General features: G+C 72.2%; 20 protein-coding genes. 5 read left to right on the top strand and 15 right to left on the bottom strand.

Features of this window, described 5'->3' with window-relative positions:
* Positions 1-191: 191 nt before the first annotated feature.
* Entirely contained in the window at positions 192-1,613 is a 1,422-nt protein-coding gene (locus J2S43_RS08830; protein WP_306828289.1) for an amidohydrolase family protein, read from the top strand.
* A 229-nt stretch (positions 1,614-1,842) separates the two neighbouring features.
* On the opposite strand, the gene J2S43_RS08825 is transcribed toward J2S43_RS08830, so the two are convergent.
* The 6 genes from J2S43_RS08825 to J2S43_RS08800 all read right to left on the bottom strand — a co-directional run bounded on the left by J2S43_RS08825 (position 1,843) and on the right by J2S43_RS08800 (position 8,492).
* A complete protein-coding gene (locus J2S43_RS08825; RefSeq protein ID WP_306828288.1) occupies positions 1,843-2,778 on the bottom strand; it encodes a helix-turn-helix domain-containing protein in 936 nt (311 codons plus the stop codon).
* Between the two features lie 163 nt (positions 2,779-2,941).
* Complete coding sequence (locus tag J2S43_RS08820) at positions 2,942-4,423, bottom strand: non-reducing end alpha-L-arabinofuranosidase family hydrolase (protein WP_306828287.1); 1,482 nt, start codon at positions 4,421-4,423, stop codon at positions 2,942-2,944.
* 115 nt (positions 4,424-4,538) lie between these two features.
* Complete coding sequence (locus tag J2S43_RS08815) at positions 4,539-6,197, bottom strand: glycoside hydrolase family 43 protein (protein ID WP_306828286.1); 1,659 nt, start codon at positions 6,195-6,197, stop codon at positions 4,539-4,541.
* A 529-nt stretch (positions 6,198-6,726) separates the two neighbouring features.
* A complete protein-coding gene (locus tag J2S43_RS08810) occupies positions 6,727-7,098 on the bottom strand; it encodes a GntR family transcriptional regulator (RefSeq protein WP_306828285.1) in 372 nt (123 codons plus the stop codon).
* Entirely contained in the window at positions 7,095-7,913 is an 819-nt protein-coding gene (locus J2S43_RS08805; protein WP_306828284.1) for a hypothetical protein, read from the bottom strand. The genes J2S43_RS08810 and J2S43_RS08805 overlap by 4 nt, the downstream gene beginning before the upstream one ends.
* A 126-nt stretch (positions 7,914-8,039) precedes the next feature.
* Positions 8,040-8,492 carry a hypothetical protein gene (locus J2S43_RS08800; RefSeq protein ID WP_306828283.1) on the bottom strand — a complete coding sequence of 151 codons (453 nt, stop codon included), beginning with the start codon at positions 8,490-8,492 and terminating at the stop codon, positions 8,040-8,042.
* A gap of 108 nt (positions 8,493-8,600) precedes the next feature.
* Between J2S43_RS08800 and J2S43_RS08795 the strand changes: the two genes are divergently transcribed.
* Positions 8,601-13,178 (top strand): glycoside hydrolase family 2 TIM barrel-domain containing protein, encoded by a 4,578-nt coding sequence (locus tag J2S43_RS08795; protein WP_306828282.1) that lies wholly within the window; start codon positions 8,601-8,603, stop codon positions 13,176-13,178.
* Between the two features lie 54 nt (positions 13,179-13,232).
* On the opposite strand, the gene J2S43_RS08790 is transcribed toward J2S43_RS08795, so the two are convergent.
* The gene (locus J2S43_RS08790) at positions 13,233-14,198 is read right to left on the bottom strand and encodes a glycoside hydrolase family 6 protein (RefSeq protein ID WP_306828281.1); all 966 of its coding nucleotides are present in this window, start codon (positions 14,196-14,198) and stop codon (positions 13,233-13,235) included.
* A gap of 204 nt (positions 14,199-14,402) precedes the next feature.
* Here J2S43_RS08790 and J2S43_RS08785 point away from each other — a divergent pair, with 204 nt between their 5' ends.
* Positions 14,403-15,416 (top strand): LacI family DNA-binding transcriptional regulator, encoded by a 1,014-nt coding sequence (locus tag J2S43_RS08785; RefSeq protein WP_306828280.1) that lies wholly within the window; start codon positions 14,403-14,405, stop codon positions 15,414-15,416.
* 361 nt (positions 15,417-15,777) lie between these two features.
* Here the strand turns inward: J2S43_RS08785 and J2S43_RS08780 are convergent, their stop codons facing one another.
* Genes J2S43_RS08780 through J2S43_RS08770 form a run of 3 tightly spaced genes read right to left on the bottom strand, consistent with a single transcriptional unit; the run spans position 15,778 to position 18,096 of the window.
* Positions 15,778-16,206, bottom strand: coding sequence for an organic hydroperoxide resistance protein (locus tag J2S43_RS08780; RefSeq protein ID WP_306828279.1), 429 nt, complete (start codon positions 16,204-16,206; stop codon positions 15,778-15,780).
* Between the two features lie 14 nt (positions 16,207-16,220).
* Positions 16,221-17,585 carry a dihydrolipoyl dehydrogenase family protein gene (locus tag J2S43_RS08775; protein ID WP_306828278.1) on the bottom strand — a complete coding sequence of 455 codons (1,365 nt, stop codon included), beginning with the start codon at positions 17,583-17,585 and terminating at the stop codon, positions 16,221-16,223.
* 1 nt (position 17,586) lies between these two features.
* On the bottom strand, positions 17,587-18,096 hold the full coding sequence (locus J2S43_RS08770; protein WP_306828277.1) for a hypothetical protein: 510 nt from the start codon (positions 18,094-18,096) through the stop codon (positions 17,587-17,589).
* 105 nt (positions 18,097-18,201) lie between these two features.
* Here J2S43_RS08770 and J2S43_RS08765 point away from each other — a divergent pair, with 105 nt between their 5' ends.
* Positions 18,202-18,759, top strand: coding sequence for a TetR/AcrR family transcriptional regulator (locus J2S43_RS08765; protein WP_306828276.1), 558 nt, complete (start codon positions 18,202-18,204; stop codon positions 18,757-18,759).
* A 58-nt stretch (positions 18,760-18,817) separates the two neighbouring features.
* Here J2S43_RS08765 and J2S43_RS08760 read toward each other — a convergent pair whose 3' ends face one another.
* Both J2S43_RS08760 and J2S43_RS08755 read right to left on the bottom strand, forming a co-directional pair.
* Positions 18,818-19,609, bottom strand: a complete 792-nt coding sequence (locus J2S43_RS08760; RefSeq protein ID WP_306828275.1) for a methyltransferase domain-containing protein — start codon at positions 19,607-19,609, stop codon at positions 18,818-18,820.
* Positions 19,610-19,865: 256 nt separating this feature from the next.
* Positions 19,866-21,431: a peptide chain release factor 3 gene (locus J2S43_RS08755; protein WP_306828274.1), complete on the bottom strand. Its 1,566-nt coding sequence runs from the start codon at positions 21,429-21,431 to the stop codon at positions 19,866-19,868.
* A 335-nt stretch (positions 21,432-21,766) separates the two neighbouring features.
* On the opposite strand from J2S43_RS08755, the gene J2S43_RS08750 reads away from it, so the two are divergent.
* Positions 21,767-22,786, top strand: coding sequence for a glycoside hydrolase family 11 protein (locus tag J2S43_RS08750; RefSeq protein ID WP_306828273.1), 1,020 nt, complete (start codon positions 21,767-21,769; stop codon positions 22,784-22,786).
* A 27-nt stretch (positions 22,787-22,813) separates the two neighbouring features.
* Here J2S43_RS08750 and J2S43_RS08745 read toward each other — a convergent pair whose 3' ends face one another.
* From J2S43_RS08745 to sucC, 3 genes are read right to left on the bottom strand one after another with little or no spacing between them, the layout of a single operon-like run.
* Positions 22,814-24,091 (bottom strand): MFS transporter, encoded by a 1,278-nt coding sequence (locus tag J2S43_RS08745; RefSeq protein ID WP_306828272.1) that lies wholly within the window; start codon positions 24,089-24,091, stop codon positions 22,814-22,816.
* A 25-nt stretch (positions 24,092-24,116) separates the two neighbouring features.
* On the bottom strand, positions 24,117-24,986 hold the full coding sequence (gene sucD, locus J2S43_RS08740; RefSeq protein ID WP_306828271.1) for a succinate--CoA ligase subunit alpha: 870 nt from the start codon (positions 24,984-24,986) through the stop codon (positions 24,117-24,119).
* A 1-nt stretch (position 24,987) separates the two neighbouring features.
* Positions 24,988-26,133, bottom strand: coding sequence for an ADP-forming succinate--CoA ligase subunit beta (gene sucC, locus J2S43_RS08735; protein WP_306828270.1), 1,146 nt, complete (start codon positions 26,131-26,133; stop codon positions 24,988-24,990).
* Positions 26,134-26,246 lie beyond the last annotated feature (113 nt).

The following is a 26,246-nucleotide window of genomic DNA, read 5'->3' as shown; positions in this document are numbered from 1 at the left end:
TTCTTCGAACTTCGGGCGCCGCGCCGTCGTCAGGCTTGTGGAACACATGCGCGCCGCGGCCGTTCGTGACATTTATAGCGTTTCATATTAATTTGCGCAATTGAGGGCATATCGCCGATGGCGCGGAGGTACCGACGACGTGTCGCGCAGGTACGCGTCCGGCGCCCGCGGCCTTCCTAGGCTTCGTTGACGTGACAACCGAGAACCCCACCGCCATCGTCTTCCGCCGCGGCATCGTGCTCACCATGGAGCCCGGCCGGCCGGAGCTGCACGACACCGACGTGCTCGTGGAGAACGGCCGCATCACCGCGGTCGGAACCGGCCTCGCGGCGCCGCGATCGGCGCTGGAGATCGACGCGGCCGGCGGCATCCTGATGCCCGGCATGATCGACACGCACCGGCACATGTGGCAGACGGCGCAGCGCGGCTACGGCTCCGACTGGTCGCTGACCAACTACTTCTACTTCTACTACATCAACCACGTGCACGCGTTCCGCCCGGAGGACGTCTACGCCGGCAACCTGCTCGCCGCGCTGGAGTCGATGAACGCGGGCGTGACCACCACAGTGGACTGGTCGCACGGGCTGCGCACCACCGACTACGCGGACGCGGCCGTGGACGCGCTGACCCGGGTGCCGGGCCGGTTCGTGCTCGCGTACGGCAACTACGCGCAGGGACCGTGGGAGTGGTCCGCGACCCGGGAGTTCCGTGACTTCGTGGACCGCCGGATCACCGGCGAGGACCTGCTGTCGTTCCAGATCGCGTTCGACATGAGCGCGGACCCGGCGTTCCCGGAGAAGGCCGTGTTCGACGTGGCGCGCGAGCTGGACGTGCGGATCACCACGCACGCCGGCGTGTGGGGCGGCTCCGACGACGCCGGGCTGCGCCGGATGGCCGACCACGGCGTGCTCAGCGACCGGATCACCTACGTGCACACCGGGTCGCTGTCCGACGACTCGTACCAGCGGATCGCGGCCACCGGCGGGAACGTCTCCGTCGCCACCGAGAGCGAGTCCGCGGCCGGGCAGGGCTACTCGCCGACCCGGCGGCTGCGCCGGCACGGCATCACCACGTCGCTGTCGACCGACAGCAGCGTGCTGGTCAGCGGCGACATGTTCCACGCGATGCGCGCCACACTCGGCGCGGACCGGGCGCTCGGCCACATCGAGGCGCACGCGGCCGGCGAGACCGTGACCGACAACGAGTTGCGCGCGGCCGACGTGCTCCGCTACGCCACGCTGGGCGGCGCCGAGGCGATCGGCCTGGCGGACCGGATCGGCAGCATCGCCGTGGGCAAGCGCGCCGACCTGGTCCTGATCAAGAACGACCGCAACCCGGCGATGTTCCCGATCATCCACCCGGCCGGCCACGTGGTGCAGCAGGCCAACGCGGGCGATGTGCACACGGTGCTGGTCGACGGCCGCCTGGTCAAGAAGGACGGCGTCCTGCTGCTCGACACGCGGCTGGCCGAGGCCCGCCGGGCGGTCCGGGACAGCGTCGACCGCCTGCGCGACGGCATGGACGAGGCCGCCTGGAACGCCGGCCTCACGCCGAGCCGCCCGGACATCGCACTGATCGACAACCCGTACCACTACGGCAACCACGCCGGATGACCCGAACGTGGGCCGCGGCACTCAAGCGACCCACGTCGTCGCCGCGAGGGAGGACGCGGCCCATGGGCCACCGCACTCGCCGGTTTGGCTGGGCCACCCACCGAACATGCAGGGAGGAGCGCCAGCGACGACCGGTGCCCGCGGGAGCATGCGGGCCGCACCACGCCGGAAGCGGGAAGATGCTCTTGCTCTTGCTCTGGAGGACGCGCAGCGTCCTTCTGAAACCATCCTATTCGGACTGAGTGCTCGCTCGGCGCGCGTCCTCCGGAGTGTGGCCGTAGCGGCGTTTGAAGGCGCGGGTGAAGTGGCTGCCGTCCGCGAACTGCCAGCGGGCCGCGGCCTCCGCGACGCCCAGCCGGCCGGACGCGGCGGTCAGCGCGGCACGCGCCTCGGCCAGGCGCTGGTCGCGGACGTACCCCATGATCGACTCGCCGGTCGCGGCGAACGCGCGCTGCAGCGTGCGCAGCGAGACGTTGAGGTCGCGGGCCAGTAGCGCCGGGGTGAGCCCGGGATCGGTCAGCCGCCGGCGGGCCAGCTCCTTCGCGGCCCGGACCAGCGTCGGGGTCAGTCGCGGATCGGTCACGTCGGTGTTGCCGCGCACGACCGCCCGGGCCAGCTCGATCAGCGTGCGGCTCGCCGCATCCACACCGTCCGGGCCGAGACCGGGAAGCGTGCGCCGGACCATGTCCGCGTGCGCGGCCAGCAGCCGCACCTCCGCGGTGCGGGCCGAACCGGTGACCGCGCGGCCGCCGAGCAGCGGCAGCAACTCGGCGGCCGGGAGGATGACGACGTCGGCCGTGGTCCCCGGCGGCAGCCGGAAGTGCGCCAGCGGTTCCGCGTGCCGGATCAGGAAACCCCCCGCGGGTACGGTGTGCAGGCTGTCCTCGCGTGCCCCGCCGAGCGCGACCGCGCCGCCGCGCACGATCCAGAGCCGCACGAACTCCTCGTCCCGGCACGGCGGCCCGGCGGTGTGCGCCGGCGTGGTCCCGTTGATCCGCAGCGAGACCGTGTCCCGCGCCCGGGCCGCGCGCATCCGGAACCGGAAGTCGGCGAGCGTGGCGGCGCTGAAGTGCGGTAACGCGAACCGTGCGCCGATGTGGCGCAGCCAGTCGTCGCCGAGCTCTGATGCGGGCGAGCGGGCCCCGTCGAATGCGAACGATCCCATGGTCCGCCGAGTGTGCCCCGCCCGGTGCCGGACCCGCCAGTCAACGCCGCCCGCCGGACGAACCGCTGCCCGACGGCCGGAACACCGGTTTCGCGGTGACGCGGACGGCCCGGCGCGTGGCCGCGGACGGGCCCGGCGCGTGGCCGGGCCCGTCGTCGTGCCGTCAGCGTCGCAGGGTCAGCAGCCCCGGCCGGTACGGCAGCAGGCCGTAGTCGCCGCCGGAGTTGGGGTCGCGGCCCTGGTAGAGCAGCTGCAGGTTGCACGCGTCGACCGTCATGGTCTGGTCCGCGCTGACCCGCAGCAGCTCACCGTGGCTGATGTCGTTGGTCCAGGTCGCGCCGCTGTTGGCCTTTCCGGCGAACGGGTTGCTCTCGCTCGCGGCCTGCGGTGTCCAGGACCCGCCGAGGCTGGACGCGGTGAACGAGCGGAAGTAGCGCCCGTTCGCGCCGATCGCCTCCACGATCATCAGATATTGGTTCTGCCCCTGCACCCTGTACACCTGCACGGCTTCGAACAGGTTGTTCGTCGTGTCGCTCATGACCACCGTCGAGGACGAGCCGAAGCTGCCCGGGAAGTTCCCGATCGGCATGCTCGCGCGGTAGATCTTGCCGTTGTCCCCGGCGAAGAACAGGTACATGGTCGACCCGTCGCCGATGACCGCCTGATCGATCGGCCCGGTGGAGGAGCCGGTGATGGTGCCGGAGAACAGCGTCTGCGGCGCCGACCAGCCGTTCGGGTTCGTCGGGTCGCTGGACGTGCGGTAGGAGAACGCCGGCCCGCCCCACTGATAGGCGAGCACCCAGACGTTGCGCGGCGCGAAGTAGAACAGCGACGGCGCGACCGTGCCGGACGACATCGCGTTCTGGCTCGCCGAGGCCATCTCGGAGTAGTTCGTGAACAGGCTGAAGTTCATCGATCCCCAGCTGGTGCCGAAGTCGTGCGTGGTCGCGTAGACCAGCTGCCGCCCGTTGTAGGGGGCGACGGTGAAGTCCTTCAGCGACACCCACCCGGATCGCGGCTGCGCGAGCACGCCCGAGGAACTCCAGCGGTACGTGGACGGCAGGGCGCATCCGCCACCGGACGGCGGCGGTGTGGTCGGCGTGCCGGCCCCGAGCCGCACCAGCTGCCACTGCTGGTTGGTGCCGTTCCAGTCCGCGTACTGCACGACGTTGCCGCCGTCCGCGGTCGACGCGCCCTGCACCTCGAGCGCCTTGCCGCTGTTGCGGTTGATCAGCTGGATGTAACCGTCCACGTCCTGCACGCTGAACTGCTGGTTGGCCGCGTTGCTGTCGGTCCACTGCACGACCGGGCCGCCGTCGGCCGTCGACCAGTTGTGGACGTCGAGCACCTTGCCGGACAGCCGGGACCTCAGCCGGTACTGCCCGCCGCCGGAGTCGACGAACTGCCACTGCTGCTGGGTGCCGTCGTTGCGCGCCCACTGCGCGATCCGCGCGCCGTCCGTGGTCGCCAGGTTGTAGACGTCCAGCGCCTTGCCGCTGTTGCGGTTGACCAGCACGTACCACGCGCTGGTGTCGATGGTCGCGGCCGACGCCGCGGTCGCGGTCACCACCGCGGTCACGCTGCCGACGAGCACGGCGACCAGCGCGACCACCAGGCCGAGCCGTCTCCTGTTCCTCAACTTCATGTTCAAAATCCCTTCCCGGGTACGGTGTCAGCCCACCTCGATGGGCTGCCACTGCTGGTTGATGCCGGTCCTTCGGGTTCGCCGGCCGCAGGTGCAGCGGCCGCGGCGCGACGGGTCACGGGGTGGTCAGGTCGAAGCGGCGGACCGTGACCGCGCCGCCGAGCGACGCGGTGGCGTAGTTGAAGATCCCGAAGCGGTAGCCCATGAAGAACTGCCAGGCGTTGCCGAGCGTGAACGCGGGCCCGAGCCGGGTGAACGTGGTCCCGTCCGTGCTGTACAAGAACGTGGCCTGCCGCCCGGTCCCGGGCCGGATGTCCGCGGTCGCGCGCAGCCAGATCCGGCCGCCGGACACGGTCGCGCCGGCCGCCTCGCTGCCGGTGCCGGTGGTGTTCCAGGAGCCGTCCATGGTCAGCCCGTTGGTCATCGACACGCGGGTGACGCCGTTGTCGCGCCGGATGCCGATCCAGGCGGAGGAGTCGCGCAGCAGGGCCAGCCCGGACCGGTCGCCGTCACGCATCGTGGAGTAGTCCAGCTCGATGGTCGCGGTCGAGGACGGCCCCTGGATGCGGTGGGTGAGCGTGTTGCGGGCGTTGTAGAGGTCACCGGTGACCGTCGCGGTCTGCAGCCGCAGGCCGCTGCCCACCGCGTACCGGCTGGTGTCGGGGTTGTGGTTCCACTCCCAGCGGTGGCCGAGCGCCGGGCCGATGAACGTGTCCGGGCCGGTCATCGGCGCGACCGTGCGCGACGTGGCGATGTTCGGCCTGGGATAGGTGGCGCCCCAGCGGCCGTTCACCGTGGTCAGCACCGGCCAGTCGCCGGACCAGGTGATCGGCGCGAGCGTCGGCACCCGCCCGCCGGGGTAGGCGTCGGTGAACGCCATGTAGTACCAGTCGCCGTTCTGGGTCTGGACCAGGCCGCCCTGGTGCGGCACTCCCCCGCCGGAGATCGGGCCGGGCAGGTCGAGCAGCACCTGCCGTTGCTCGTACGGCCCCCAGGGGCTGGTCGACCGCAGCACGTACTGGCCGTTCGCGGGGCGGGTGAGCCAGATGTAGTAGTAGGAACCACGCTTGTAGAACCGGGCGCCCTCGAGCGTGCCGATGTGCGACGGCGTGGTGTAGACGGTCTGCGCACGCACCTGCGAGGTCAGGTCGCCGGAGAGCTGCGCGACGCTGATCGTGCCGTTGCCGTAGGCGACGTACGGGGTGTCGCCGTCGAAGAGCAGCCCCGCGTCGTAGTAACAGGTGTCGAGCCGGGCCCGCTTGGACCAGGTCGCGTCGACCGCGGCCGCGGTGTAGACGTAGGTGCGGTTGAACTCGGTGCAGCCCAGCCAGTAGTAGGTGCCGTTCGACGGCCGGTGGTTGAACGCCGACGCCCAGATGCCCCTGACGTAGGCGCGTCCGCCGGACAGGTCGTAGGCCGCGTTGTCGAAGTCCAGCCGCGGCACGGAGTGCCCGGCGTACTCCCAGTCGACCAGGTTGTAGGAGCGCAGGATCGGCGCGCCGGGCGAGTAGTGCATGGTCGAGGCGGAGTAGTAGTAGGCGTCGCCGACCCGGATGATGTCGCCGTCGGCGAAGTCCTGCCACACCACCGGGTTGCCGAACGTGCCGGTCCCGGACGTGGGCTCGCCGCCGCCGCGGTCGATCGGCACGTACCGGGCCTTGGTGTCGATCGTGGCGGCGGTGGCCCTGGGGGCGATCACCGATGCGGGTGTTGCCGCGACCAGAGCGATGGCGGCCATCGCGATCACGGTGATGACCCGGCGGTGGGGGTTCATCGACGGCTCCCTTCGGTCAGGACGGACAGTGACGGGAGTGCCGGGAACCACGGCGGTGAAGGGTGCGGCCGACGTGCCCGGCGACGCCCATGAGAGCGCTAACATCGCCGAATCACAATATTGCCAGTTCGTTTCCGAACATTCAAGAAAAGCGATCTGATTGACCGGTTAAATCATGGATATGCCCAGTACAGCGCGGATTCTGGAAATGCTGCGACTCAGCCGGATGCGAGAAGATAACAGTTTTCCGCAGAAACTTGAGCGCCATTCGAAGCGACATTTTCTGTTACGACGGGGCGGGATCCGGGGTCGGTGACCGATCACACGCTGCGTAGCCGACATCGGACGGTCTCGGTCCCGCACGCGGTCACCGTCACCGGCGCGAGCGGCGCCACCAAGCGCACCGGCGACCCGGTGAGCAACGGGCGCACCGCGGTCTTCGACGCGATCCGCGCTCGGCGACGGCGCGCCCGTCTCGTGGCCGCCCGGTGGTGGATCGGTGGCGATGCCGCGGCATCAGGGGCAGCGTTCAGCCGCTCTCCGGAACGCTCCGGGTCAGCGCCGCCTGGACGATGCGGACGGCCTCGGTGGTGTCGATGCCGAGGCTGGTGATGACGGCGGCATACTCGGCGGCGGCGCGCCGGGCCCGTTCGCGTCCCTGCTCGCCGGCGGCGGACACGAACGAGCCGGCCGCGCCGCGGGTCTCGATCAGGCCCGCCTCCTCCAGCTCCCGGTAGGCCCGGCCGACCGTGTTGACCGCCAGGCCGAGGTCCGCGGCCAGGCGGCGGATGGTCGGCAGCCGGGTGCCCACGGCCAGCACGCGTTCCTGGATCTGCGCGGCGAGCTGGGCCCGGAGCTGCTCGAACGGCGGGACGGGCGAGGCCGGATCAATAACGATCATGCCGTGCGCCGCGCGCCGGTGCCGCGCCGGGCCGCCAGGGCGTTGCGCCCGTCCCGGACCGTGATCAGGGCGATCGCGATGACGCTCAGGACGATGAAGACGAGCCAGCCGGTGTTCCACGGATCGAGGCCGGTGTCGAAGACCGACACGACCGGCAGTGACCACACCGCGGTCGGCAGGGCCACCTCGCGGGCGTCCTCGACGCGCATCAGGAGGTCGGCCCGCAGCGAGTCCTCGTCGTCGGCCACCACCGAGTGGGTGAGCACGTGGCGCAGCTGGACGACCGTGCCGGCCGCGACCCCGCACACGCCGATCAGCAGGATGACCGCCGCGTACCTCGCGGCGCCGTCCCGCGTGACCAGGGCCGCGATCGCCAGCACCGCCGCGCCCGCGTAGGTGGTCGTCAGCAGCGCGAGCCGCGGCACGCCGAGCACGGTGCGCCAGCCGGGCCGCACGGAGTGCGCCGCCCGTCGCGGCAACTCCGCGCCGACCCGCGCATCGACCTGCCGCACCCGCCGGTCCAGCAGTGACAGGCCCAGCACCAGCCCGGCCGTCAGCGCGGTCAGCACCGCCAGCGCGCCGCGCTGATCCGTGCCGAAACCGTCCTCCGCGGTACGGATCGGCAGCGCCGAGACGTAGACGAGGGCGGTCGCGATGAGGAACCCGGCCAGCAGGAGGGCCGCGGCCACCCGCGCACGCCGCCGCACCGTCAGGCGCGCCGCCAGCATCGGCGTCGACGCGACATCGGCCAGTCCACGCCCGGCCAACCACAGGCGGGCGATCTCGAGCTCCGCCGGACGTACCTTCCTCGACATGGCCGCCTCCCAGCTTGTCGCAAGTCTTGTCCCACTAGTCTGAGACAAGACTTGCGACAAGTCAACGGGTCGCCCGCGACCTCGAAAGGCTCGACGAACATCGCCCGGCGCCGAGGCCGGGCCGGGTCAGTAGACGTAGATGCTGTTCGACGGGAACGAGATGCTCGGGTACTGACCCTGCGGCACCAGCTGGTAGGACCCGCCGCTGCAGTCGGTGTTCGAGTACAGCACGGCGGTGCGGGTGCCGGTGTTCGCGCCGGACGTGGCACGCCCGTTGCCCCAGCCGTGCCAGGCGAGGTCGACGCACGTGCCGACGGCCGGATTGAGCGCCGACACGTTGAACCGGTTGCCGGCGGCGTCCCACAGACAGACGGCCCGGGTGAACTCGCATGTGGGCGTGGCGGCCGCGGGTGTGGCGGCGGCCGCGGTGCCGGGCAGCGCGAGCGCGCCGGTGGCGATCGCGGCGGCGGCGGTGAGCAGCAGGCGTTTCATGGTGTCCCCGTTCGTGGTGGCCGGGTTCGGCCGGGCGATGTGAGTGCCGTTCGACCGCGTCTCCCCCGGTGAACGGTGGCGCGGCACCGAGCCTAACATCAGCGGAAATCGATGCACATTGACTGGCGGCCGAAGGCGGAGAAACATGCATCATGTTCGATCGCCGGTGCAACCGACCACATAGGAGCGGCTCCGATGCGTCGTACCCTCGCGTTCGTGCTCGCGCTCGCCGTCGCGCTGCCTCCGGGCGCGGCGGTCGCCGCCGCCCCGGAACCGGCGCCGCCGATCGAGGTCGCCGCGGCCGATGCCGCCGCCCGCGCCGCGACCGCGGCCACCACGCCGGTGGACCCGGCGGGCGGGCCGAAGACGGCCGAGGATCTGTACCGCTACCTGGAGGATCCCACCCTGGTCGGCGAGGGCCAGCAGCCGCAGCACTCGGACCTGCGGCCGTACCCGGACGCGCGCGCCGCGGTCGCGGACCTGACCGACCGCAGCGCCCGGAACCCGCACGTGCTCCCGCTGAACGGGCAGTGGCGGTTGAAGATCCACGAGCGTCCGGAGGACGTGCCGGCCGCGTTCCGCACGGACGGTTTCGACGCACGGGGGTGGCCGGCCGCGACGGTGCCGCACACGTGGCAGTCCGACTTCATCGACCACCCGATGTTCCGCAACATCCCGGAGGAGATACCGGACAACCCGCCGCTGGTGCCGCGGGACCTCAACCCCACCGGGGCGTACCTGCGCACGGTCGACCTGCCCGCGGACTGGAGTGGGGACCGGGTGTTCCTGCGCTTCGAGGGTGTCACCAGCGCCTACCTGATCTGGGTCAACGGCGGCTACGTCGGGTACGACCAGGGTGGCTACACCCCGGCCGAGTTCGACATCACCGAGCGGCTGCGGCCGGGCCGGAACCGGATCGCGGTGCAGGTGCACCGCTGGAGCGCCGGCTCCTACCTGGAGGATTACGACCAGTGGCGGTTCAGCGGCATCTTCCGCGACGTGTGGCTGTACCGGACCGCGCAGACCCGATTGCGGGACGCCTACCTCACCACGGACCTGGACGCGGGCTACCGCGACGCCACGCTGCACGCTCGCGTCGACGTGGCCGGCCCGGCCGAGGGCTTCACCGTGCGCGGCACGCTGCGCGACGCCCGGGACCGGGCGGTGGCGACCGCGAGCGTCCCGGCCGGCTCGGCGCTGGCCGTGCCGGTGACCGCTCCGGCTAAGTGGAGCGCGGAGGAGCCGAACCTGTACGCGCTGGTCCTGGAGCTGCTCGACCCCGCCGGGAAACCGGTGCACACCACGGCGCAGCCGGTCGGTTTCCGCGAGGTGGAGGTGCGCGACCGGCAGATCCTCGTCAACGGCGAACACATCCTGATCAAGGGTACGAACCGGGCCGAGACGGATCCGGACACCGGCCGGTACAACACCCCGCAGCGGCAGCGCGACGACGTGTTCCTGATGAAGCGGCTGCACCTGAACGCGGTCCGCACCTCGCACTACCCGTCGGACCCCTACCTCTACCGGCTGGCGGACCGGCACGGCCTGTGGGTGGACGACGAGGTCGACATCGAGACGCACTCGCACGAGAACTGCCCGTCGAACTGCCTCGCGGACCGGCCGGAGTGGCAGGCCGCGTTCGCGGACCGGTTCCAGGCGATGGTGGCGCGGGACAAGAACCATCCGAGCGTCATCTTCTGGGACACCGGCAACGAGGCCGGTCTCGGCGCCGCCCACCACGCGATGGCCGCGTGGGCGGACGCGAACGAGCCGACCCGGCTGCTCTACCACCAGTCGAACAGCCCGGACGGCGACGCGCCGTTCGCCGACGTCGACGGCCCCCGCTACCCGACCCCGGCGCGCCTCGCGGCCCGCACCGACGCGTCCACCAAGCCGATCGTGATGGGTGAGTACGCGCACGCGATGGGCAACGGGCTCGGCAACTTCGACCAGTTCTGGGCCCTGGCCCGGAGCAACCCGCAGATGCAGGGCGGTTTCATCTGGGACTGGGCCGAGCAGAACCTACGCCAGCCGCTGGTGTTCACACCGTCGCAGAACGGCATCCAGACGTTCCTGGTCGGCAAGCCGGAACCGGCGCCCGGCCACCGGGGACAGGCCGTGTCACTGTCCAGCCTGGACGACTTCGTGGACGTGTTCCGGGACCGGCGGCTCGACCTGACCGGCCCGCTGACGCTGGACGCGTGGGTGAAACCGGGCGAGTGGGCGGGCAGCTTCCCGATCCTGACCAAGGGCCAGGGATACGCGCTGCAGATGCGCGACACCGGCACGCTCGAGTTCGGCGTCGACGCGGGCGGCTGGACGGCCGTGTCCGCGCCGGTGCCGGACGACTGGTACGGCGCGTGGCACCGGGTCACCGGCGTCTACGACGGCAGCGCGCTGCGGCTGTTCATCGACGGCGCCGAGGCGGGCAGCGTGCCGCGGACCGGCGCGGTCGATCCGGGCCTGTTCGAGGTGAACCTGGGCCGCAACGCGGAGACCCAGCAGGACAACGACCTGTGGAGCGTACGGCTGGGCCGCGGCCTGATCGACGACGCCCGGATCTACGGCCGGGCGCTGACCGCAGCCGAGCTGGCCGGCGACCCGGCCGGGCAGGCGGTCCTGGCGCTCAACTTCGACACGTACCAGCGGAGGGGTGATTTTCTCAGTCTCGGCATCAGTCTGTCCGGCACGGACGGCCTGGTCGGTTCCGACCGCTACCTGCAGCCGGAGACCGCGGAGATGGCGTGGGCGCAGGCCCCGATCCGTTTCACCGCCACCGATCCGGCCCGCGGAAAGGTCACCGTCCTCAACGAACAGCAGGCCGGCGGGTACGAGCTGCGCCTCGACTGGAGCCTCACCGAGCAGGCCCGGACACTGCGATCCGGCAGCCGCACGCTGCGGCTCGGGCCCGGCGAGAGCGTGGAGCTGGACCTCGGCGCGGCACCGGCGAACCCGGACGACCGGGAGCGGACGCTGAACCTGACCGCGGTCACCACCCGCGACGTCGCCTGGGCCCGGCGCGGCTGGACGATCGGCTACGACCAGTTCTCCGCCGGCGGCCGCGCGGTGCCGGGGATCCTGCCCGCGCCGGTGCGCGGCGCGCCGGCCGTGGCCACCCGCGGTGACGCGATCACGGTCTCCGGGCCCGGTTTCGCCTACCGCTTCGACGACGGCGCGCTGACCTCGATGCGCGCGGACGGCCGGGAGCTGCTCGCCGGACCGCCCACACTGGACGTCTACCGGCCGCCGACGAGCAACGAGACCTACGACTGGGGCACCGACGACCGGCGGATCTGGCACGACCTCGGCCTGGACCGGCTGACGACCACGGTCACCGGCGTGCAGACCCGCACGGAGACGGACGCGGTCGTGGTGGAGGTGCGCAGCACGGTCGCCGGGACCGGCATCTCGTTCGCCCAGACGCTGCGGTACCGGATCGACCGCGGTGGCACCGTCACGCTCACCCAGGACGTGGCCGCGTCCGGCCCCGGCGTCGGCTCGCTGCCGTACCTGCCCAGGATCGGGATCTCGCTGCGGCTGCCGGACGAGATGCAGCGGTTCGCGTTCTACGGCCGCGGCCCGCACGAGTCGTACAACGACCGGCGCAGCGGTGCCCGGCTCGGCGTCTACCGCAGCACGGTGGAGCAGGAGTACGTTCACTACTCCCGGCCACAGGCCTACGGCAACCACACGGACACGCGCTGGGCGAGCCTGCACGACGGCCGGGCCGGGCTGCTGGTCGGCGGCGCCCGGGACGTGTCCGTGACCCCGTTCGACGACCTCGACCGCGCCGAGTACGACCATCAGCTCCCGCTGGTCCGCAACCGCGGCTGGGTGACGCTGCACGCGCTGGCCGGTGAGACCGGTATGGGCGAGACCCCGAACTCGGTCCTGGACCCGTTCAAGCTGTCGCCGTCCCGCCCGTACTCGCACGAGCTGGTGCTGCGCCCGCTGACCCGGGCCGAGGTGCGCGCCGGTGGCGTCCCGGACTCCGACGTCGAGGCCCCGTGCGCACCGGACGTCACCGCGACCACGGACGGGCGGATCGAGGCCGGCACGCCGGAACGGGTCGAGGTCACGGTCGCCGCCCGGTGCGCCGACGGCCTGACCGAGGCCACGGCTCAGCTCGCCGTACCGCCGGGCTGGACGGTCACGCCCGCGCGGGCCGGCCTCGGCACGGTCGCGGCCGGCAGCCCGGAGACCGCGGTGTTCACGGTGACCGCGCCGGCGGACACGGACCTGGGCCGCTACGAGCTGACCGCGTCGGTGACGTCGCGTAACCCGGCCGGCTACCGCACCACGATCACCGCGGTCACCGCGACCGAGGCGCCGCTGCCCGCGGGCTACGCATGGCTCAGCGACCGGCCCTGGGTGCAGCAGGCCAACGGCTGGGGCCCGGTGGAGGCGGACCGCAGCAACGGCGAGCAGGGCGCGACCGACGGCAACCCGATGAGCATCGGCGGAGTCCAGTACGCGAAGGGCCTGGGCGCGCACGCCTACTCCAGCGTCCTGGTCGACCTCGGCGGCGCGTGCACCCGGTTCCGCTCCGACGTCGGCGTCGACGACGAGGCGTCCGGGTCGGTCGAGTTCGAGGTCTGGGCCGACGGGACACTGCGTGCCCGCAGCGGCGTGGTCACCGGCGACGGCGGCGCGGTCCGGCTCGACGTGGACCTCACCGGCGCCGGGCAGCTGGAGTTGCGGGTCACCGACGCGGGGAACGGCAACGGCATGGACCACGCCGACTGGGCCGCCGCGCGCCTGGCCTGCGGGTGACCGATCGGCCCGGCCGGCATGCGCTCCGGCCGGGCCGCCCCCATCGGGTCCCGGTCAGTACCCGTAGATCATCTTGTAGGCCACCTCGGGCAGGAACTGCCCGGCGGACGATCCCCCGCCGACACCGCAGTCGCCGTCGGACTCCCCCGGTGTCTTCAGCCAGAGCAGCATCTCCGCGCCGCCGCCCTGCTGGCTCGGCGTGCCGATCCGGCGTCCGGCCGGGTTGCACCACTGGCCGTTCTGGCCGTTGCCGTTGCGGCTGGTGTCGATCACGAATGGTTTGCCGTAGCCGAAGCGCTGCAGTGCGGACGAGACCTGGTTGCCGTAGTTGGAGTTCTCGCCGGTGGTGAAGTAGTTCGACACGTTCAGTGCGAAGCCGCGCGCGTTGGCGACGCCGGCCGTGTGCAGCCGCTGTGACATGGTCTGTGCGTCGACCCAGCCGGGGTTGCCCGCGTCGAGGTAGACCCAGGTGTTCGCGGCCCTGGACCGGAACTGGCCGACCGCGCGGGAGAGCATGCCGACCCGGTCGTTGATCTGCGCCTGGCTCATGCAGTTGAAGTCGCCGAGCGAGTCGGGTTCGAGGACCACGATCGCGGGCCGGTTGCCGATCGCACCGGCGAACGAGGAGATCCACGCGTCGTAGGCGCCGATGCTGCCGGCGCCGCCGCCGGAGTGGCCGCCGCAGGCGTCGCGGCCGGGCAGGTTGTAGGCGACCAGCAGCGGCAGCTTGTCGACCGCGTCCGCGGCGCCAACGTATCCGCCGACCGCGCCGCCGATGTCACCGCTCCAGTTGCCGAACCAGCTGGCCATCGGCTTCTGCGCGATCGAGGTGCGGATCGCGGCGGCGCGGCCGTCGCCCGGGTTCGCCGCGGCCCAGGCCGCCGGGCTGGAGTTCGGGTTGACGTAGAAGCCGCTGGTCTGACTGATCGGGTCGGCGTGCGCGGCGGGAGCGCCGAGCAGGACCGCGGGCAGCATCATCGCCAGAGCGGTGAGCGCCCCGGTCAGTACGGGTCGTTTCATCGACAGATCTCCTCCGATACTGGAAGCGCTTCCATCCATTGAAGTCGATTTGATGCTCGGCGCAGCACGCGTGCTTGTCAAGTGAGGGTCCGGCCTCAGAGCGGATTTCCGGAAGCGCTTCCAGGATTTCGCGGATCGACGGCCCCGGCGGCGATCGATACCATCGAGCGGCGGCACCAGCGGCGGGAAGGACCCGGTGGCGAGATGGCGACGGCGACGCCCCGGCGGCAGCCCACCCTCGACGAGGTGGCCGAGCGGGCCGGCGTGTCCAGGTCCGCGGCGTCCCGGGTGATCAACAAGGCGCCGCACGTCAGCCGCGCCACCCGCGACGCGGTCGAGACCGCGATCCGGGAGATGGGTTACCTGCCCAACCGCACTGCGCGCGCCCTGGCCACCCGGCAGACCGGCATCGTCGCGCTGGCCATCTCACACGACGACCCGGAGCTGTTCGCCGACCCGTTCTTCGCGCAGGTGATCGTGGGCGTGTCCGCCGTACTCGAGGAGACCGACCTGCACCTGCTGCTCTGCCTGGCCAGCTCCGGCCGGGGCCGGGGCCGGCTGACGAACCTGCTGCACACCCGCGGTGTGGACGGCATCATGCTGATGGCGTTGCAGGGCGACGACCCGCTGACCTCGATCGTGAGCCAGTCCGGCCTGCCCGCGGTCTACGGCGGCCGGCCGCTGCACGGCGAGCCACAGTGGTTCGTCGACTCGGACAACGCCGGTGGGGCGCGACTGGCCACCGAGCACCTCATCGCGCTCGGCCGCACCCGGATCACCACGATCACCGGTGAGATGCTCACCGGGGCCGGCACGGCCCGCTACCGCGGATACCGCGAAGCCATGATCATGGCAGGACTGACCCCGCACGGGACGGCGGAGGGCGACTTCACCGAGGCCGGCGGCGCCGCGGCGATGCGGTCACTGCTGGCGGCCCACCCCGACCTCGACGCGGTCTTCGCCGCCAGCGACAACATGGCGGCCGGCGCGCTGCGCGTGCTGAGCGAGGCCGGCCGGTCCGTGCCGGCCGACGTGGCCGTGGTCGGCTTCGACGACCTGGCCGTCGCCGGCCGCACCGACCCACCGCTGACCACGGTCCACCAGCCGATCCAGGCGCTCGGCCGGGAGATGGCCCGGTTGCTCGTCGACGTGATCGCCGGCGGGCAGCCCACATCGATCATCCTGCCCACCCGACTGGTCCGGCGGGGGTCGGCCTGAGCGCCCCGGCCGGTCGCCGGGTGCGTGACGACGGCGTGCGGGTGCTCAGGCCACGCTGTCCCGGCGTGGCCTGATCGCGCCCGCGAGCGCCGGTCCACCACCTCACGCCGCCCGCGATCGCCGTCCGCCACACGCGGAGGCTGCGGTTCGCGGGCTTCGGCGCCGGCCCGCCGCACCGAGACCGGCGCCTGGATGCCGGTCTCGTTCTGACTCCCGGCGCCCGGCCGCGCGGCACGCGGTGCGGAGGTCGCCGGGTGCGCCGCGGTTCGCCACCCGATCGCACGCCGGCCGGGGCGAAGGGCCCCGGCCGGCGTGCTGCTCAGGCGGTCTGTGCGCGGTCAGGCGCCGGCCGGCGTGCTGCTCAGGCGACGGTCGCCTCCAGGGTGACCGGGATGTTGCCGCGGGTGGCGTTGGAGTAGGGGCAGATCGCGTGGGCGGCCTCGACCAGCGCGTCCGCGGTGGCCTGATCCACACCGGACAGCTCGACGTGCAGGGTGGCGCTCAGCCCGAGGCCGCCCTCGGCGGTCGTCTGCAGCTCGACCTCGGCGATCACGGCGGAGTCGGTGATGGTCGCCTTCCGCAGGCCGGCCACGTGCTTCATGGAGGAGTGGAAGCAGGTGGCCCAGCCGGCCGCGAACAGCTGCTCCGGGTTGGTCGCGCCGCCGGGGCCGCCCATCTCCTTCGGGGTGGCGGTGACGATGTCGAGCAGGCCGTCGTTCGTGCGGGCCTGGCCGCCGGAGCGGCCGTCGCCGACCGAGGTGGCGATCGCGGTGTAGAGGGTCTTGGACATGGTGTTCTCCCTGTTCAGAGCGGGTAGTTCTCGAGCAGCCGCAGCCAGACCTCGCTGACGGTCGGGTAGGCGGGGACGGCGTGCCACAGCCGGTGCAGCGGGACCTCGCCGGCGATCGCGATCGTGGCGGCGTGCAGCAGTTCCGCGACGTCCGGGCCGGCGAGCGTGAAGCCGACGATCACGGACCGGTCCTCGTCGACGACCATGCGGGCGTGCCCGCGGTATCCGTCGGCGTGCAGGGACGCGCCCGCGACCGCGCCGAGGTCGTAGTCGACGACCCTGGTCCGCAGCCCGGCTTCGGTGGCCGCGGCCGCGGTCAGGCCGACGGAGGCGACCTCCGGGTCGGTGAAGACGACCTGGGGTACGACGCCGGAGTCGGCGTGCCGTCCCCAGCGCGCGTCCTCGACCGGCTTGCCGAGCGCGCGGGCCACGATCACGTCCCCGGCCAGCCGTGCCTGGTACTTGCCCTGGTGGGTGAGCAGCGCCCGGCCGTTGACGTCGCCGACGGCATAGAGCCAGTCGTTGACGCGCATGGTGTCGTCGACGGTGAGCCACTGTCCGGCGGGCAGTCCGGCGCCCTCGGTGTTCGGTGTGCGGCCGGTGGCGACCAGCACCTCGTCGGCGGCGACCTCGGTGCCGTCGGCGAGCGTGAGCCGCACCTCGCCGCCGGGGTCCCGGCGCGCGCCGGTGACGGCGGCGCCGAGGTGCACGGTCACGCCCGCCTCGCGCAGTGCCTCGGTCACCCGTTCCCCGGCGAACGGCTCGAACGAGCCGAGCACCCCGGAGCGGGCCAGCAGTGTCACGGCGCTGCCCAGTGCGGCGAACGCGGTGGCCATCTCGGTGGCGACCACGCCGCCGCCGATGATCGCGAGCCGGCCGGGGACCGAGGACGCGGCGGCCGCTTCCCGGCTGGTCCACGGCGCGATGTCGCGCAGTCCGGGGATGTCCGGGACGAACGCGCTGGTCCCGGTCGCGACGACGACGGCGTGCCGGGCGGTGAGGCGGACGTCGCCGACCTCGACGACCCGGTCGGCGACGATGCGGCCGGCGCCCCGGTGCAGTGCGATCCCGGCGCTGTCGAGCCAGCCGACCTGGCTGTCGTCCTTCCAGTGCGCGGCGAACTCGTCGCGGCGGCGCAGCACCGCGGCCGGGTCGAGGTCGCCGACCGGCACCCCGGGCACGCTCAGCGCGGCGCGACGGGCGGCGGCGCTGCGCAGCAGTGCCTTGGTGGGCATGCACGCCCAGTAGGAGCATTCGCCGCCGACCAGTTCGCGTTCGACGATCGCGGCGGTCAGGCCGCCCTTGACCGCCCGGTCGGCCACGTTCTCGCCGGCCGGGCCGGCGCCGATCACGATCACGTCATACGTCTGTGCGTTCATGTCAGGACTGTCGCAGCCGGAGCGCGGAGATGAGGAAGTACACGCCGCCGAGGAGTGCGTAACCGGCGAGCGAGGTCAGCATCGGTTCGGCCGCGCCGGTCTGGAGCAGGAACGCGCCGCCGACGAGGACGGACTGGCCGCCACTGATGATCATCGGCCACTGGCCGCCGAGTGCGCGCCGGCCGAGGCCGACGATGAGCTGGATGCCACCGGCGGCGATGGCCCAGACACCCCAGACCGCGAGTACGGCCGGGATGCCGGAGGTGACCGCGACGGCGAGGCCGGCGGCGGTGAGCGTGCTGACCGCGACGTTGGCCCAGAGCGTCGGCGTGGAGCCGTTGGTGCGGAGGTCGACGATCGCGGCGGCGACGTCGAAGAGCGGGTAGATCACCAGCAGCGCGATGCTGATCGGGCTGAGCTCGCTGCCGGTGAGGAACAGCAGCACCGCCCACACCAGCGCGAAGCCGAATCGGAAGAGGTAGAGCCGTCGCAGTGAGGCTGCAGGCGCCATGGGAACCATCCCCAACGAAAGAGGTAGAACGTTCGGTCTCGCAAACTCTGACACCGCGACCGGCAAAATGCAAGACCGAACGTTCTATCCGCTACGATGGCCGTCATGAGGGAACCGAGGGCATCCGAGGCGCGCACCCGCCTGCTGGCGACCGCGACCCGGATCTTCTACACCGAGGGCATCCACTCCGTCGGCATCGACCGGATCGTCGCCGAGGCGCAGATCACCCGCGCCACGCTGTACCGGCACTTCCCCGGCAAGGAGGATCTCGTCGTCGCCTACCTGACCGAGGTCGACCAGGCCATCCGCGGGCACGTGGACAAGGTCGCCGCCGCCGGCCTGCCACCGGTCGAGGCGGCCCGGGCGATAGCGCACGGCATCGCCGACGACATCCGCTCGCCCGGCTTCCGCGGGTGCGCGTTCCTCAACGCCGTCACCGAATATCCCGACCCGGCACACCCGGTGCACCGGGCCGTCATGGCACACCGGCAGTGGTTCGCCGACACCATCGCCGAACTGCTGCCCGCGCCCGCGGCCCGCCGGTTCGTGCTGCTCCGCGACGGCGCGATGGCCTCCGGCTGCCTGACCGACCCGGCCGCGGTCTGCGAGACGTTCCTGCTCGGCGTGGAGGCGCTGCTGCTCGACCGGCAGCGGACCACATGATCGAGGCGTCCCCGAAGCCGTTGGAAGGACTTCGGGGACGCCTCGATCATGGGTGTGGTCAGCGGGTGCCGGCCGCGACCCAGATGGTGAGCGTGACCAAAAACGTGCCGTCCGCGACCGCGCGCTCCAGGTCGGCCAGCCAGCCGGCGGCCCGGTCCTCCATGCCGACGTACGCGAACATCTCCGCGCCGATCGGCATGATCGGCGCGGCCTCCGCCAGGTCCGTGAAGACCAGCGTCACCGGCTCGGTACGGACGTCGGTCAGGCCGGCCGTGACCAGCCGCCGCCGCAGCGTGCGGCCGGACGGCGGGCTGTCGACCGAGCGAGCCCTGGCCTGCCACTCCATCAGCAGCGCCAGGCACTCCTCGTTGAAGTTCTCCGGGGACCCGTCGACCCGGAACGACTGCCACTCCGTGTCGATCAGCAGCAGCCGTCCGCCCGGCCGCAGCACCCGGGCCATCTCGGCCACGGCCCGGTCCGGCTCGGCCAGGTGCTGCAGCACCCGCTCGCTGCGCACCCCGTCGAAGTGCCCGTCCGGGTACGGCAGCGCGTACGCGTCGCCGACCTCGTAGCTCACCCGGCTGCCGTCGTGCAGCCCGGAGGCCGTGGCGACCGCGTCCGCCGAGTGGTCCACCGCCGTCACCTCGGCCTCCGGGAGCAGCGCGGACAGCTCCCGGGCCACCTCGCCGTTGCCGGAGCCGACGTCGAGCAGCCGCCCGCCGTCGACCTCCCACATCGCCAGGCCGGCCGCCCGCACCCGCTGGATGGCCGACGATCCGGCCGCGAGCGAGAGATAGTCGCGCAGTAACGCGGTCTGCGTCGTACCGCTGAAGTCAGAGATCGTGTCCATGCCCGACAGACGGACGGCGGGCGTCCCAGGTTCGCCCGTGTGACCAGCCTGTCCGCGCCGCGGCACCGCTGATCCGGCATCCGTCACATCGGCCGCTCAGCGATCACCGGCGGCCCGACGCCCAGCCGGCCGGCCCGACGCCCAGCCGGCCGGCCCGACGCCCAGCCGGGCGGCGAGCCGTCACGGACGCGGTGGGCAGGTCGTGCCACGCCGCCGCGGTCATCGGCTCCCGGTCACGGCCGGGGTCTGTGGCCGGTCAGTTGTCGCCGGTGAGCGGCTCCAGGGGGACGCCGGGGTGGCGGGCGGCGACGGCGCGGAGGCGGTACGGGTTGGGGAAGAGGGCGAGGAGGGCGTCGTCCTGGGTGCGGCGGAGGACCTCGACGCCGGACTCGGACTGCAACTCGTCGCGGCCGGCCGGGGTGGTGCGGACGGCGAACTCGAACGGCAGGCGGTCGAGCGTGGTGCGGACGCCGAACTCGGCGGCGAGGCGGTGCACGGCCACCTCGAACTGCATCACGCCGACCGCGGCCAGCACCGGGGCCTGCTCGCCGCGCAGCTCGGAGCGCAGCACCTGGACCACGCCCTCGGCGTCGAGCTGTTCGATGCCGCGGCGGAAGCGCTTGAACGTGGAGGAGTCGACCGCGCGCACGACCGCGAAGTGCTCCGGCGGGAACGCGGGCAGCGCGGGGAAGCGCACCTTCGGGCCGGTGTGCAGCGTGTCGCCGATGCCGAGCGCGGTCGCGTTGACCAGGCCGATCACGTCGCCCGGGTACGCCTCGTCGAGCGTGTCCCGGTCGCGGCCGAAGATCTGCTGCGCGTACTTCGTGGTGAACGGCCGGCCCGTGGTGCCGTGCGAGACGATCATGCCGCGGGTGAACTTGCCGGAGCAGACCCGCACGAACGCGACCTGGTCGCGGTGGGACGGGTCCATGTTCGCCTGGATCTTGAAGACGAAGCCGGAGAAGTCGGACTCCAGCGCCCGGCTGCCGCCGTCGACGGTGGGCCGCGCGGCCGGCGCCGGTGCCATCTCGACCAGCACGTCCAGCAGCTGCCGGACGCCGATGTTGGAGACGGCGGCGCCGAACAGCACCGGTGTGCTGCGGGCGGCGTGGAACGCCTCCTCGTCGTGCTCGGCGCCGGATAGGGTGAGCAGCTCCAGCTCCTCGACCGCGGTGGTCCAGTCGGCACCGTACCGCCGGGCGGCCTCTTCGGTGTCGAGGTGTTCCTCGACGGCGATGCCGGCGCCGCCGGGCGCGCGCTCGAACCGGATCATGCCGCCGGTGTCGCGGTCGACGAGCCCGTGGAAGTGCCCGGCCACGCCGACCGGCCAGTTCAGCGGCGCCGGGGTGAGCTGGATGCGGCGTTCGATCTCGTCGAGCAGCGCGAGCGCGTCCTGGCCGGGCCGGTCCCACTTGTTGATGAACGTGATGACCGGGATCTGGCGCTGCCGGCAGACCTCGAACAGCTTGAGCGTCTGCGGCTCCAGGCCCTTGGCGGCGTCGAGCAGCATGACCGCGCAGTCGACCGCGGTCAGCACCCGGTAGGTGTCCTCGGAGAAGTCGGCGTGACCGGGGGTGTCGAGCAGGTTCACGACGACGTCGCCGTAGGCGAACTGCAGGGCGGCCGAGGTGATCGAGATGCCGCGGTCGCGCTCCATCGCCATCCAGTCGGACACGGTGCCGCGCCGCTCGCCCTTGCCGTGCACGGCGCCGGCCTGGCCGATCACGCGCGCGTGCAGCGCCAGCGCCTCGGTCAGCGTCGACTTTCCGGCGTCGGGGTGGGAGATGACGGCGAACGTCCTGCGCCGGCCCGCCTCTCGCACGACATCACGCGACGCAGCCGTCACCGGGGCACTCAACTCATCGACCTCTTCCGCGGCTCACACGTCATGACACAACCGATCAACGTTAGCGCTGCCCGTTCCGTGCGGCGCAACAGCGTACCCACCTCGATGGTTTGGTTTTCGAAAGTTTCCGGAAGTTTCGGGCTTCCAGCGTCGGTGACTTGTGATCACCGGCAGCGTGCGTGTCATCGGCCAGAGGAATCGTGCGACGTGTTTCCGGATTATTTCCGGGAATTGTTGCCAAGGCGATGAGGGCGATCCTACGATGACCGTCGATAGACATAAACGTCTGTCGATAAGGAGGACGCAGGAGCATGAGCGACAAAACCCGCCGCGGCCGCATCCGGATGCTTCTCGGCGCCGCCTGCGCCGTCGCGATCGCGATCACCGGCACCGTCCTGACCGGCACCGCGCACGCCGAGGCCGACCGGACCGTCAGCTCGAACACCACCGGCACCCACAACGGCTACTTCTTCTCGTTCTGGAAGGACAGCGGCAACGCGAGCATGACGCTGCGCGCCGACGGGAGGTACTCCAGCAGCTGGGACCGCAGCACCAACAACTGGGTCGGCGGCAAGGGCTGGGCCACCGGCAGCCGCCGGACCGTCACCTACTCCGGCACCTACAACCCCGGGAACAACAACACCTACCTCGCGCTGTACGGATGGACGCGCAACCCGCTCATCGAGTACTACGTGGTGGAGAACTTCGGCAGCTACAACCCGAGCACCGGCGCCACGCGGTACGGCACCGTCACCACCGACGGCGGCACCTACGACATCCTGCGCAGCCAGCGGGTGAACCAGCCCTGCATCGACGGCGACCGCTGCACGTTCTACCAGTTCTGGAGCGTCCGCCAGCAGAAGCGCAGCAGCGGCACCATCACCACCGCGAACCACTTCGACGCCTGGGCCCGCGCCGGCCTGACCCTCGGCACCAACCACAGCTACCAGATCATGGCGACCGAGGGCTACCAGAGCCAGGGCAGCTCCGACATCACGGTCCGCGAGGGCAGCGGCGGCGGCAACCCGAACCCGACCACACCCGGCCCCGGTAACCCCGGCGGCGGCAACTGCACCGCGACGCTGTCGGCCGGTGACCAGTACGGCGACCGGTACAACCTCAACGTCGCCGTCAGCAACGCCAGCAGCAACTGGACCGTCACGCTCAACCTCAACGGCGGCCAGAGCATCCAGAACAGCTGGAACGCCGCGGTCACCGGCACGACCGGCGCGGTCACCGCCCGGCCCAACGGCAACGGCAACAACTTCGGCGTCACCATCATGGCCAACGGCAACTGGACCTGGCCCACCGTCACCTGTCAAACAAGCTGACCTGGCCTTCCACCGACCGGCCGCCCGTCAGGACGCTGTGGGCAGCGTCCTCGGGCGGCCGGGCTGGTGCAGCGTCAATGTCAGGGCCGCCGTGCACAGGCCGGCCAGCCCGGCGACGGCCGTGATCAGGGTCGCGCTCGGTGCGGCACCGAGCAGTACCGCGGCCAGCACCACACCGGCCACGCCGCCGATCGCCTTGCCCGCGTAGGCGATGCCGTAGATCGGGATCAGCGCGTCGCCGCCGAAGAAGTCACGGACGAGCGCGACCAGCAGTGAATATCCGGTGCCGACGCCGGCACCGGCCAGCGCACCGAACAGCACCGCTCCGGCGGTCGAGCGTGCGTGCACCGCCGTGAGCAGCCCGAACTGGGCGACGCCGCCGAGCGCGAGCGCGACGCCGAGCGTCCGCCGCCGGCCGAGCCGGTCGGAGAGCGTCCCGGTCGAGGCGCGTCCCAGGCCGGCCGCGGCCGCGAGCGCGGCGATCGCCGGGGCCTGGCCGTAGCCGCCGAGATAGGCCAGGTCGAACAGCGCGAGCGTGGAGGTGAGCACCACGACCACGCAGATGGCGGGCAGCGCGGCGCTGCGGGCCGCGGTCGCCGCTGACCACCGGCGCACGGCCGGGATGTTGTGCGGGATGCTCGGGTTGAGCGCGCGGTCGACGGCCCAGCGCTGCGGGTCGATCGCGGGCGGCCACCAGTGGCGGGGCGGCTTGCGCAGCACGATGGCGGAGCCGGCGAGCACGGCCGCGACCACGATCGCGGCCACGGTGAAGAAGCCGGTTCCGGCCAGCACGGCCACGGGCGCGGAGCCGAGTGCGAACGCGCCGCTGACCAGCCCGGCGCGGGCCGCGGTGCGCTCCGGGTACCACTCGGTGACCACGGCGATGCAGGTCAGATAGGTCAGGCCGGCGCCGAGGCCGCCGAGCACGCCGTAGCCGAGGACCAGCGCGGGCAACGTGTGCGCGTACGCGATCGTGAGCAGCGCGGTGCCGGAGAGCACGGCCGCGGCGAGCAGCGGCACCGCCGGCGACCCGCGGAGGCGGCGGTAGAGCACGGCCGCGAGTGGTGCGCTCACGGCCTGGCAGGCGACCCAGACCGCGAGCGCGGCCAGCGGTTCGGTGTGCGGGAAGGTGGGGTCGAGCACGGGCAGCGCGGCCGCGAAGCCGTACTGCAGAAGACCGACCGCGGCCATGGCGGCGCAGGCGGTGGCGAGCAGGACGGCACGGGGACGGCCGAGAAGTTGCCGGTCGGTCTCGCCGACCCGGTAGTGCCGGCCGTAGAGGTCTCGGATCTCGCGGGTGGCCATCGGATCCTCCCAGGTAGAAGAGATGTCAGCAACGCGCCAGCAGGTCGCGCATCAGCCGGGCCGTCTCCGTGGGCGTGGTGCCGACCGTGACGCCCGCGGCCTCCAGCGCCGCCTTCTTGGCCGCGGCCGTGCCGGACGAGCCGGAGACGATCGCGCCGGCGTGGCCCATGGTGCGGCCCGGCGGCGCGGTGAAGCCGGCGACGTATCCGACGACCGGCTTGGTCACGTGCGCCGCGATGTAGTCCGCGGCCCGTTCCTCCGCGTCGCCGCCGATCTCTCCGATCAGGACGATCGCCTCGGTCTCCGGGTCGTCCTGGAACGCGGCCAGGCAGTCGATGTGCGTGGTGCCCACGACCGGGTCGCCGCCGATGCCGACGCAGGTGGTGAAGCCGAGGTCGCGCAGCTCGTGCATCAGCTGGTAGGTGAGCGTGCCGCTCTTGCTGACCAGGCCGATCCGGCCGCGCTCGGCGATGTCGGCCGGGATGATGCCGGCGTTCGACCGCCCGGGGGAGATCAGACCGGGACAGTTCGGCCCGACCACGCGCACGCCGGCCGCGCGGGCCCGCGCGGTGAACTCGACGGTGTCGTGCACCGGGATGCCCTCTGTGATCACCACGATCAGCCGCACCCGGGCGTCCACCGCGGCCAGCACCGCGGCCTTGGCGAAGCGCGGCGGGACCAGCACGACGGAGGTGTCCGCGCCGGTCGCGGCGACCGCGGCGGGGACGTCGCCGAAGACCGGGATGCCGTCGCGGCGCTCGCCGTCGCGGCCGGGAACGACGCCGGCGACCACAGTGGTGCCGGCGGCGACCATGCGACGGGTGTGGCGGGTGCCCTCCGTACCCGTGATGCCCTGGACCATGATCCTGCTCTGCTCGGTGAGAAAGATCGCCATGTCAGGCCGCCTCCTGCCGGGCCGTGGCGGCGGCGAGCGTCGCCGCGCCGTCCATCGTCTCCGCGGCGAGCACGCCGGGGAGGGCCGCGGCCGCGAGCATCCGGCGCCCGCGTTCCGCGTTGTTGCCGTCCAGCCGCACGATCAGCGGCGCGCGCAGCGGTCGCCCGCCGTCGGTGAGCTGCCAGTAGGCCTGGAGGATGCCGTCCGCGACCGCGTCGCAGGCGGTGATCCCGCCGAAGACGTTGACCAGCACGGCGGTGACGTCCGGGTCGCTGAGCACGATCTCCAGGCTGTCGGCCATCACCCGGGCGGACGCGCCGCCGCCGATGTCGAGGAAGTTCGCCGGTGCGGCACCGGCGCGGGCGACCACGTCGAGCGTGCTCATCACCAGGCCGGCGCCGTTGCCGATCACGCCGACAGTGCCGTCCAGTTTGACGTAGTTGAGGTGTTTGCGGGCCGCCGCGGCCTCGCGTGGGTCGGTGGCGGCGAGGCCGGCCAGGCTGGCGCGCTGCGGCTGCCGGAACGCCGCGTTGCCGTCCAGCGTGACCTTGCCGTCCAGCGCGCGGATCGTGCCGTCGCTCAGGCGGGCGAGCGGGTTGATCTCGGCGAGCGTGGCGTCCTCCGCGTGCAGTAGCCGCCACAGCGCGGTCAGCACGGGCGCGACCTGCGACGGCAGACCGGAGTCGGCGACGAGGCGGTGCGCGTGTTCGTCGGTGAGGCCGGTCTCCACGTCGATCGGCGCCCGGGTCAGCAACTCCGGCGGGGCCGACTCGACGTCCATGCCGCCGGCGCGGGAGAGCAGCGCCAGGAAGCCGCCGGCCGCACGGTCGAGCAGCAGCGCGACGTAGAACTCCGCCGCGATCTCGCTCGCCTCGGTGACCAGGACGGAGTGGACGGTGTGGCCGTGGATGTCCATGCCGAGGATGCCCGCGGCCACGGTCGCGGCCTCGTCCGGCCCCGGTGCGAGTCGCACCCCGCCGGCCTTGCCCCGGCCACCCGTCTTGACCTGCGCCTTCACGACGACCGGGCCGCCGATCGCGGAGGCCGCCGCGGCCGCCTCCGCGGGCGTCCTGGCCAGGTGCCGGCGGCCGGTGGGGATGCCGTGCCGGGCGAAGAGCGCGTGTGCCTGGTGCTCGAACAGGTCCATCCGCCGACCTCCGATCAATCGATCTACGTCTACGAAACGTGCGGCGATCCTCTGGACACATCGTGTGATGAGGAGCACGATATTGCCTACCCCATACGGTATGCAATCTTCGG

The organism is Catenuloplanes nepalensis (assembly GCF_030811575.1).
GTDB lineage: Bacteria > Actinomycetota > Actinomycetes > Mycobacteriales > Micromonosporaceae > Catenuloplanes > Catenuloplanes nepalensis.
The sequence above is the reverse complement of the archived record's forward strand: the minus strand, read 5'-3'. Positions and strand labels throughout refer to the sequence as shown.

What these genes read in the sequence shown, in the direction of transcription:
- J2S43_RS08765 (WP_306828276.1), top strand. Translation starts at nt 18,202, where the DNA reads ATGAGGGAACCGAGGGCATCCGAGGCGCGCACCCGCCTGCTGGCGACC.
- J2S43_RS08795 (WP_306828282.1), top strand. Translation starts at nt 8,601, where the DNA reads ATGCGTCGTACCCTCGCGTTCGTGCTCGCGCTCGCCGTCGCGCTGCCT.
- J2S43_RS08815 (WP_306828286.1), bottom strand. Translation starts at nt 6,197, where the DNA reads ATGAACCCCCACCGCCGGGTCATCACCGTGATCGCGATGGCCGCCATC.
- J2S43_RS08810 (WP_306828285.1), bottom strand. Translation starts at nt 7,098, where the DNA reads ATGATCGTTATTGATCCGGCCTCGCCCGTCCCGCCGTTCGAGCAGCTC.
- J2S43_RS08760 (WP_306828275.1), bottom strand. Translation starts at nt 19,609, where the DNA reads ATGGACACGATCTCTGACTTCAGCGGTACGACGCAGACCGCGTTACTG.
- J2S43_RS08790 (WP_306828281.1), bottom strand. Translation starts at nt 14,198, where the DNA reads ATGAAACGACCCGTACTGACCGGGGCGCTCACCGCTCTGGCGATGATG.
- J2S43_RS08745 (WP_306828272.1), bottom strand. Translation starts at nt 24,091, where the DNA reads ATGGCCACCCGCGAGATCCGAGACCTCTACGGCCGGCACTACCGGGTC.
- J2S43_RS08780 (WP_306828279.1), bottom strand. Translation starts at nt 16,206, where the DNA reads ATGTCCAAGACCCTCTACACCGCGATCGCCACCTCGGTCGGCGACGGC.
- J2S43_RS08750 (WP_306828273.1), top strand. Translation starts at nt 21,767, where the DNA reads ATGAGCGACAAAACCCGCCGCGGCCGCATCCGGATGCTTCTCGGCGCC.
- J2S43_RS08825 (WP_306828288.1), bottom strand. Translation starts at nt 2,778, where the DNA reads ATGGGATCGTTCGCATTCGACGGGGCCCGCTCGCCCGCATCAGAGCTC.
- J2S43_RS08820 (WP_306828287.1), bottom strand. Translation starts at nt 4,423, where the DNA reads ATGAAGTTGAGGAACAGGAGACGGCTCGGCCTGGTGGTCGCGCTGGTC.
- J2S43_RS08770 (WP_306828277.1), bottom strand. Translation starts at nt 18,096, where the DNA reads ATGGCGCCTGCAGCCTCACTGCGACGGCTCTACCTCTTCCGATTCGGC.
- J2S43_RS08785 (WP_306828280.1), top strand. Translation starts at nt 14,403, where the DNA reads ATGGCGACGGCGACGCCCCGGCGGCAGCCCACCCTCGACGAGGTGGCC.
- sucC (WP_306828270.1), bottom strand. Translation starts at nt 26,133, where the DNA reads ATGGACCTGTTCGAGCACCAGGCACACGCGCTCTTCGCCCGGCACGGC.
- sucD (WP_306828271.1), bottom strand. Translation starts at nt 24,986, where the DNA reads ATGGCGATCTTTCTCACCGAGCAGAGCAGGATCATGGTCCAGGGCATC.
- J2S43_RS08775 (WP_306828278.1), bottom strand. Translation starts at nt 17,585, where the DNA reads ATGAACGCACAGACGTATGACGTGATCGTGATCGGCGCCGGCCCGGCC.
- J2S43_RS08805 (WP_306828284.1), bottom strand. Translation starts at nt 7,913, where the DNA reads ATGTCGAGGAAGGTACGTCCGGCGGAGCTCGAGATCGCCCGCCTGTGG.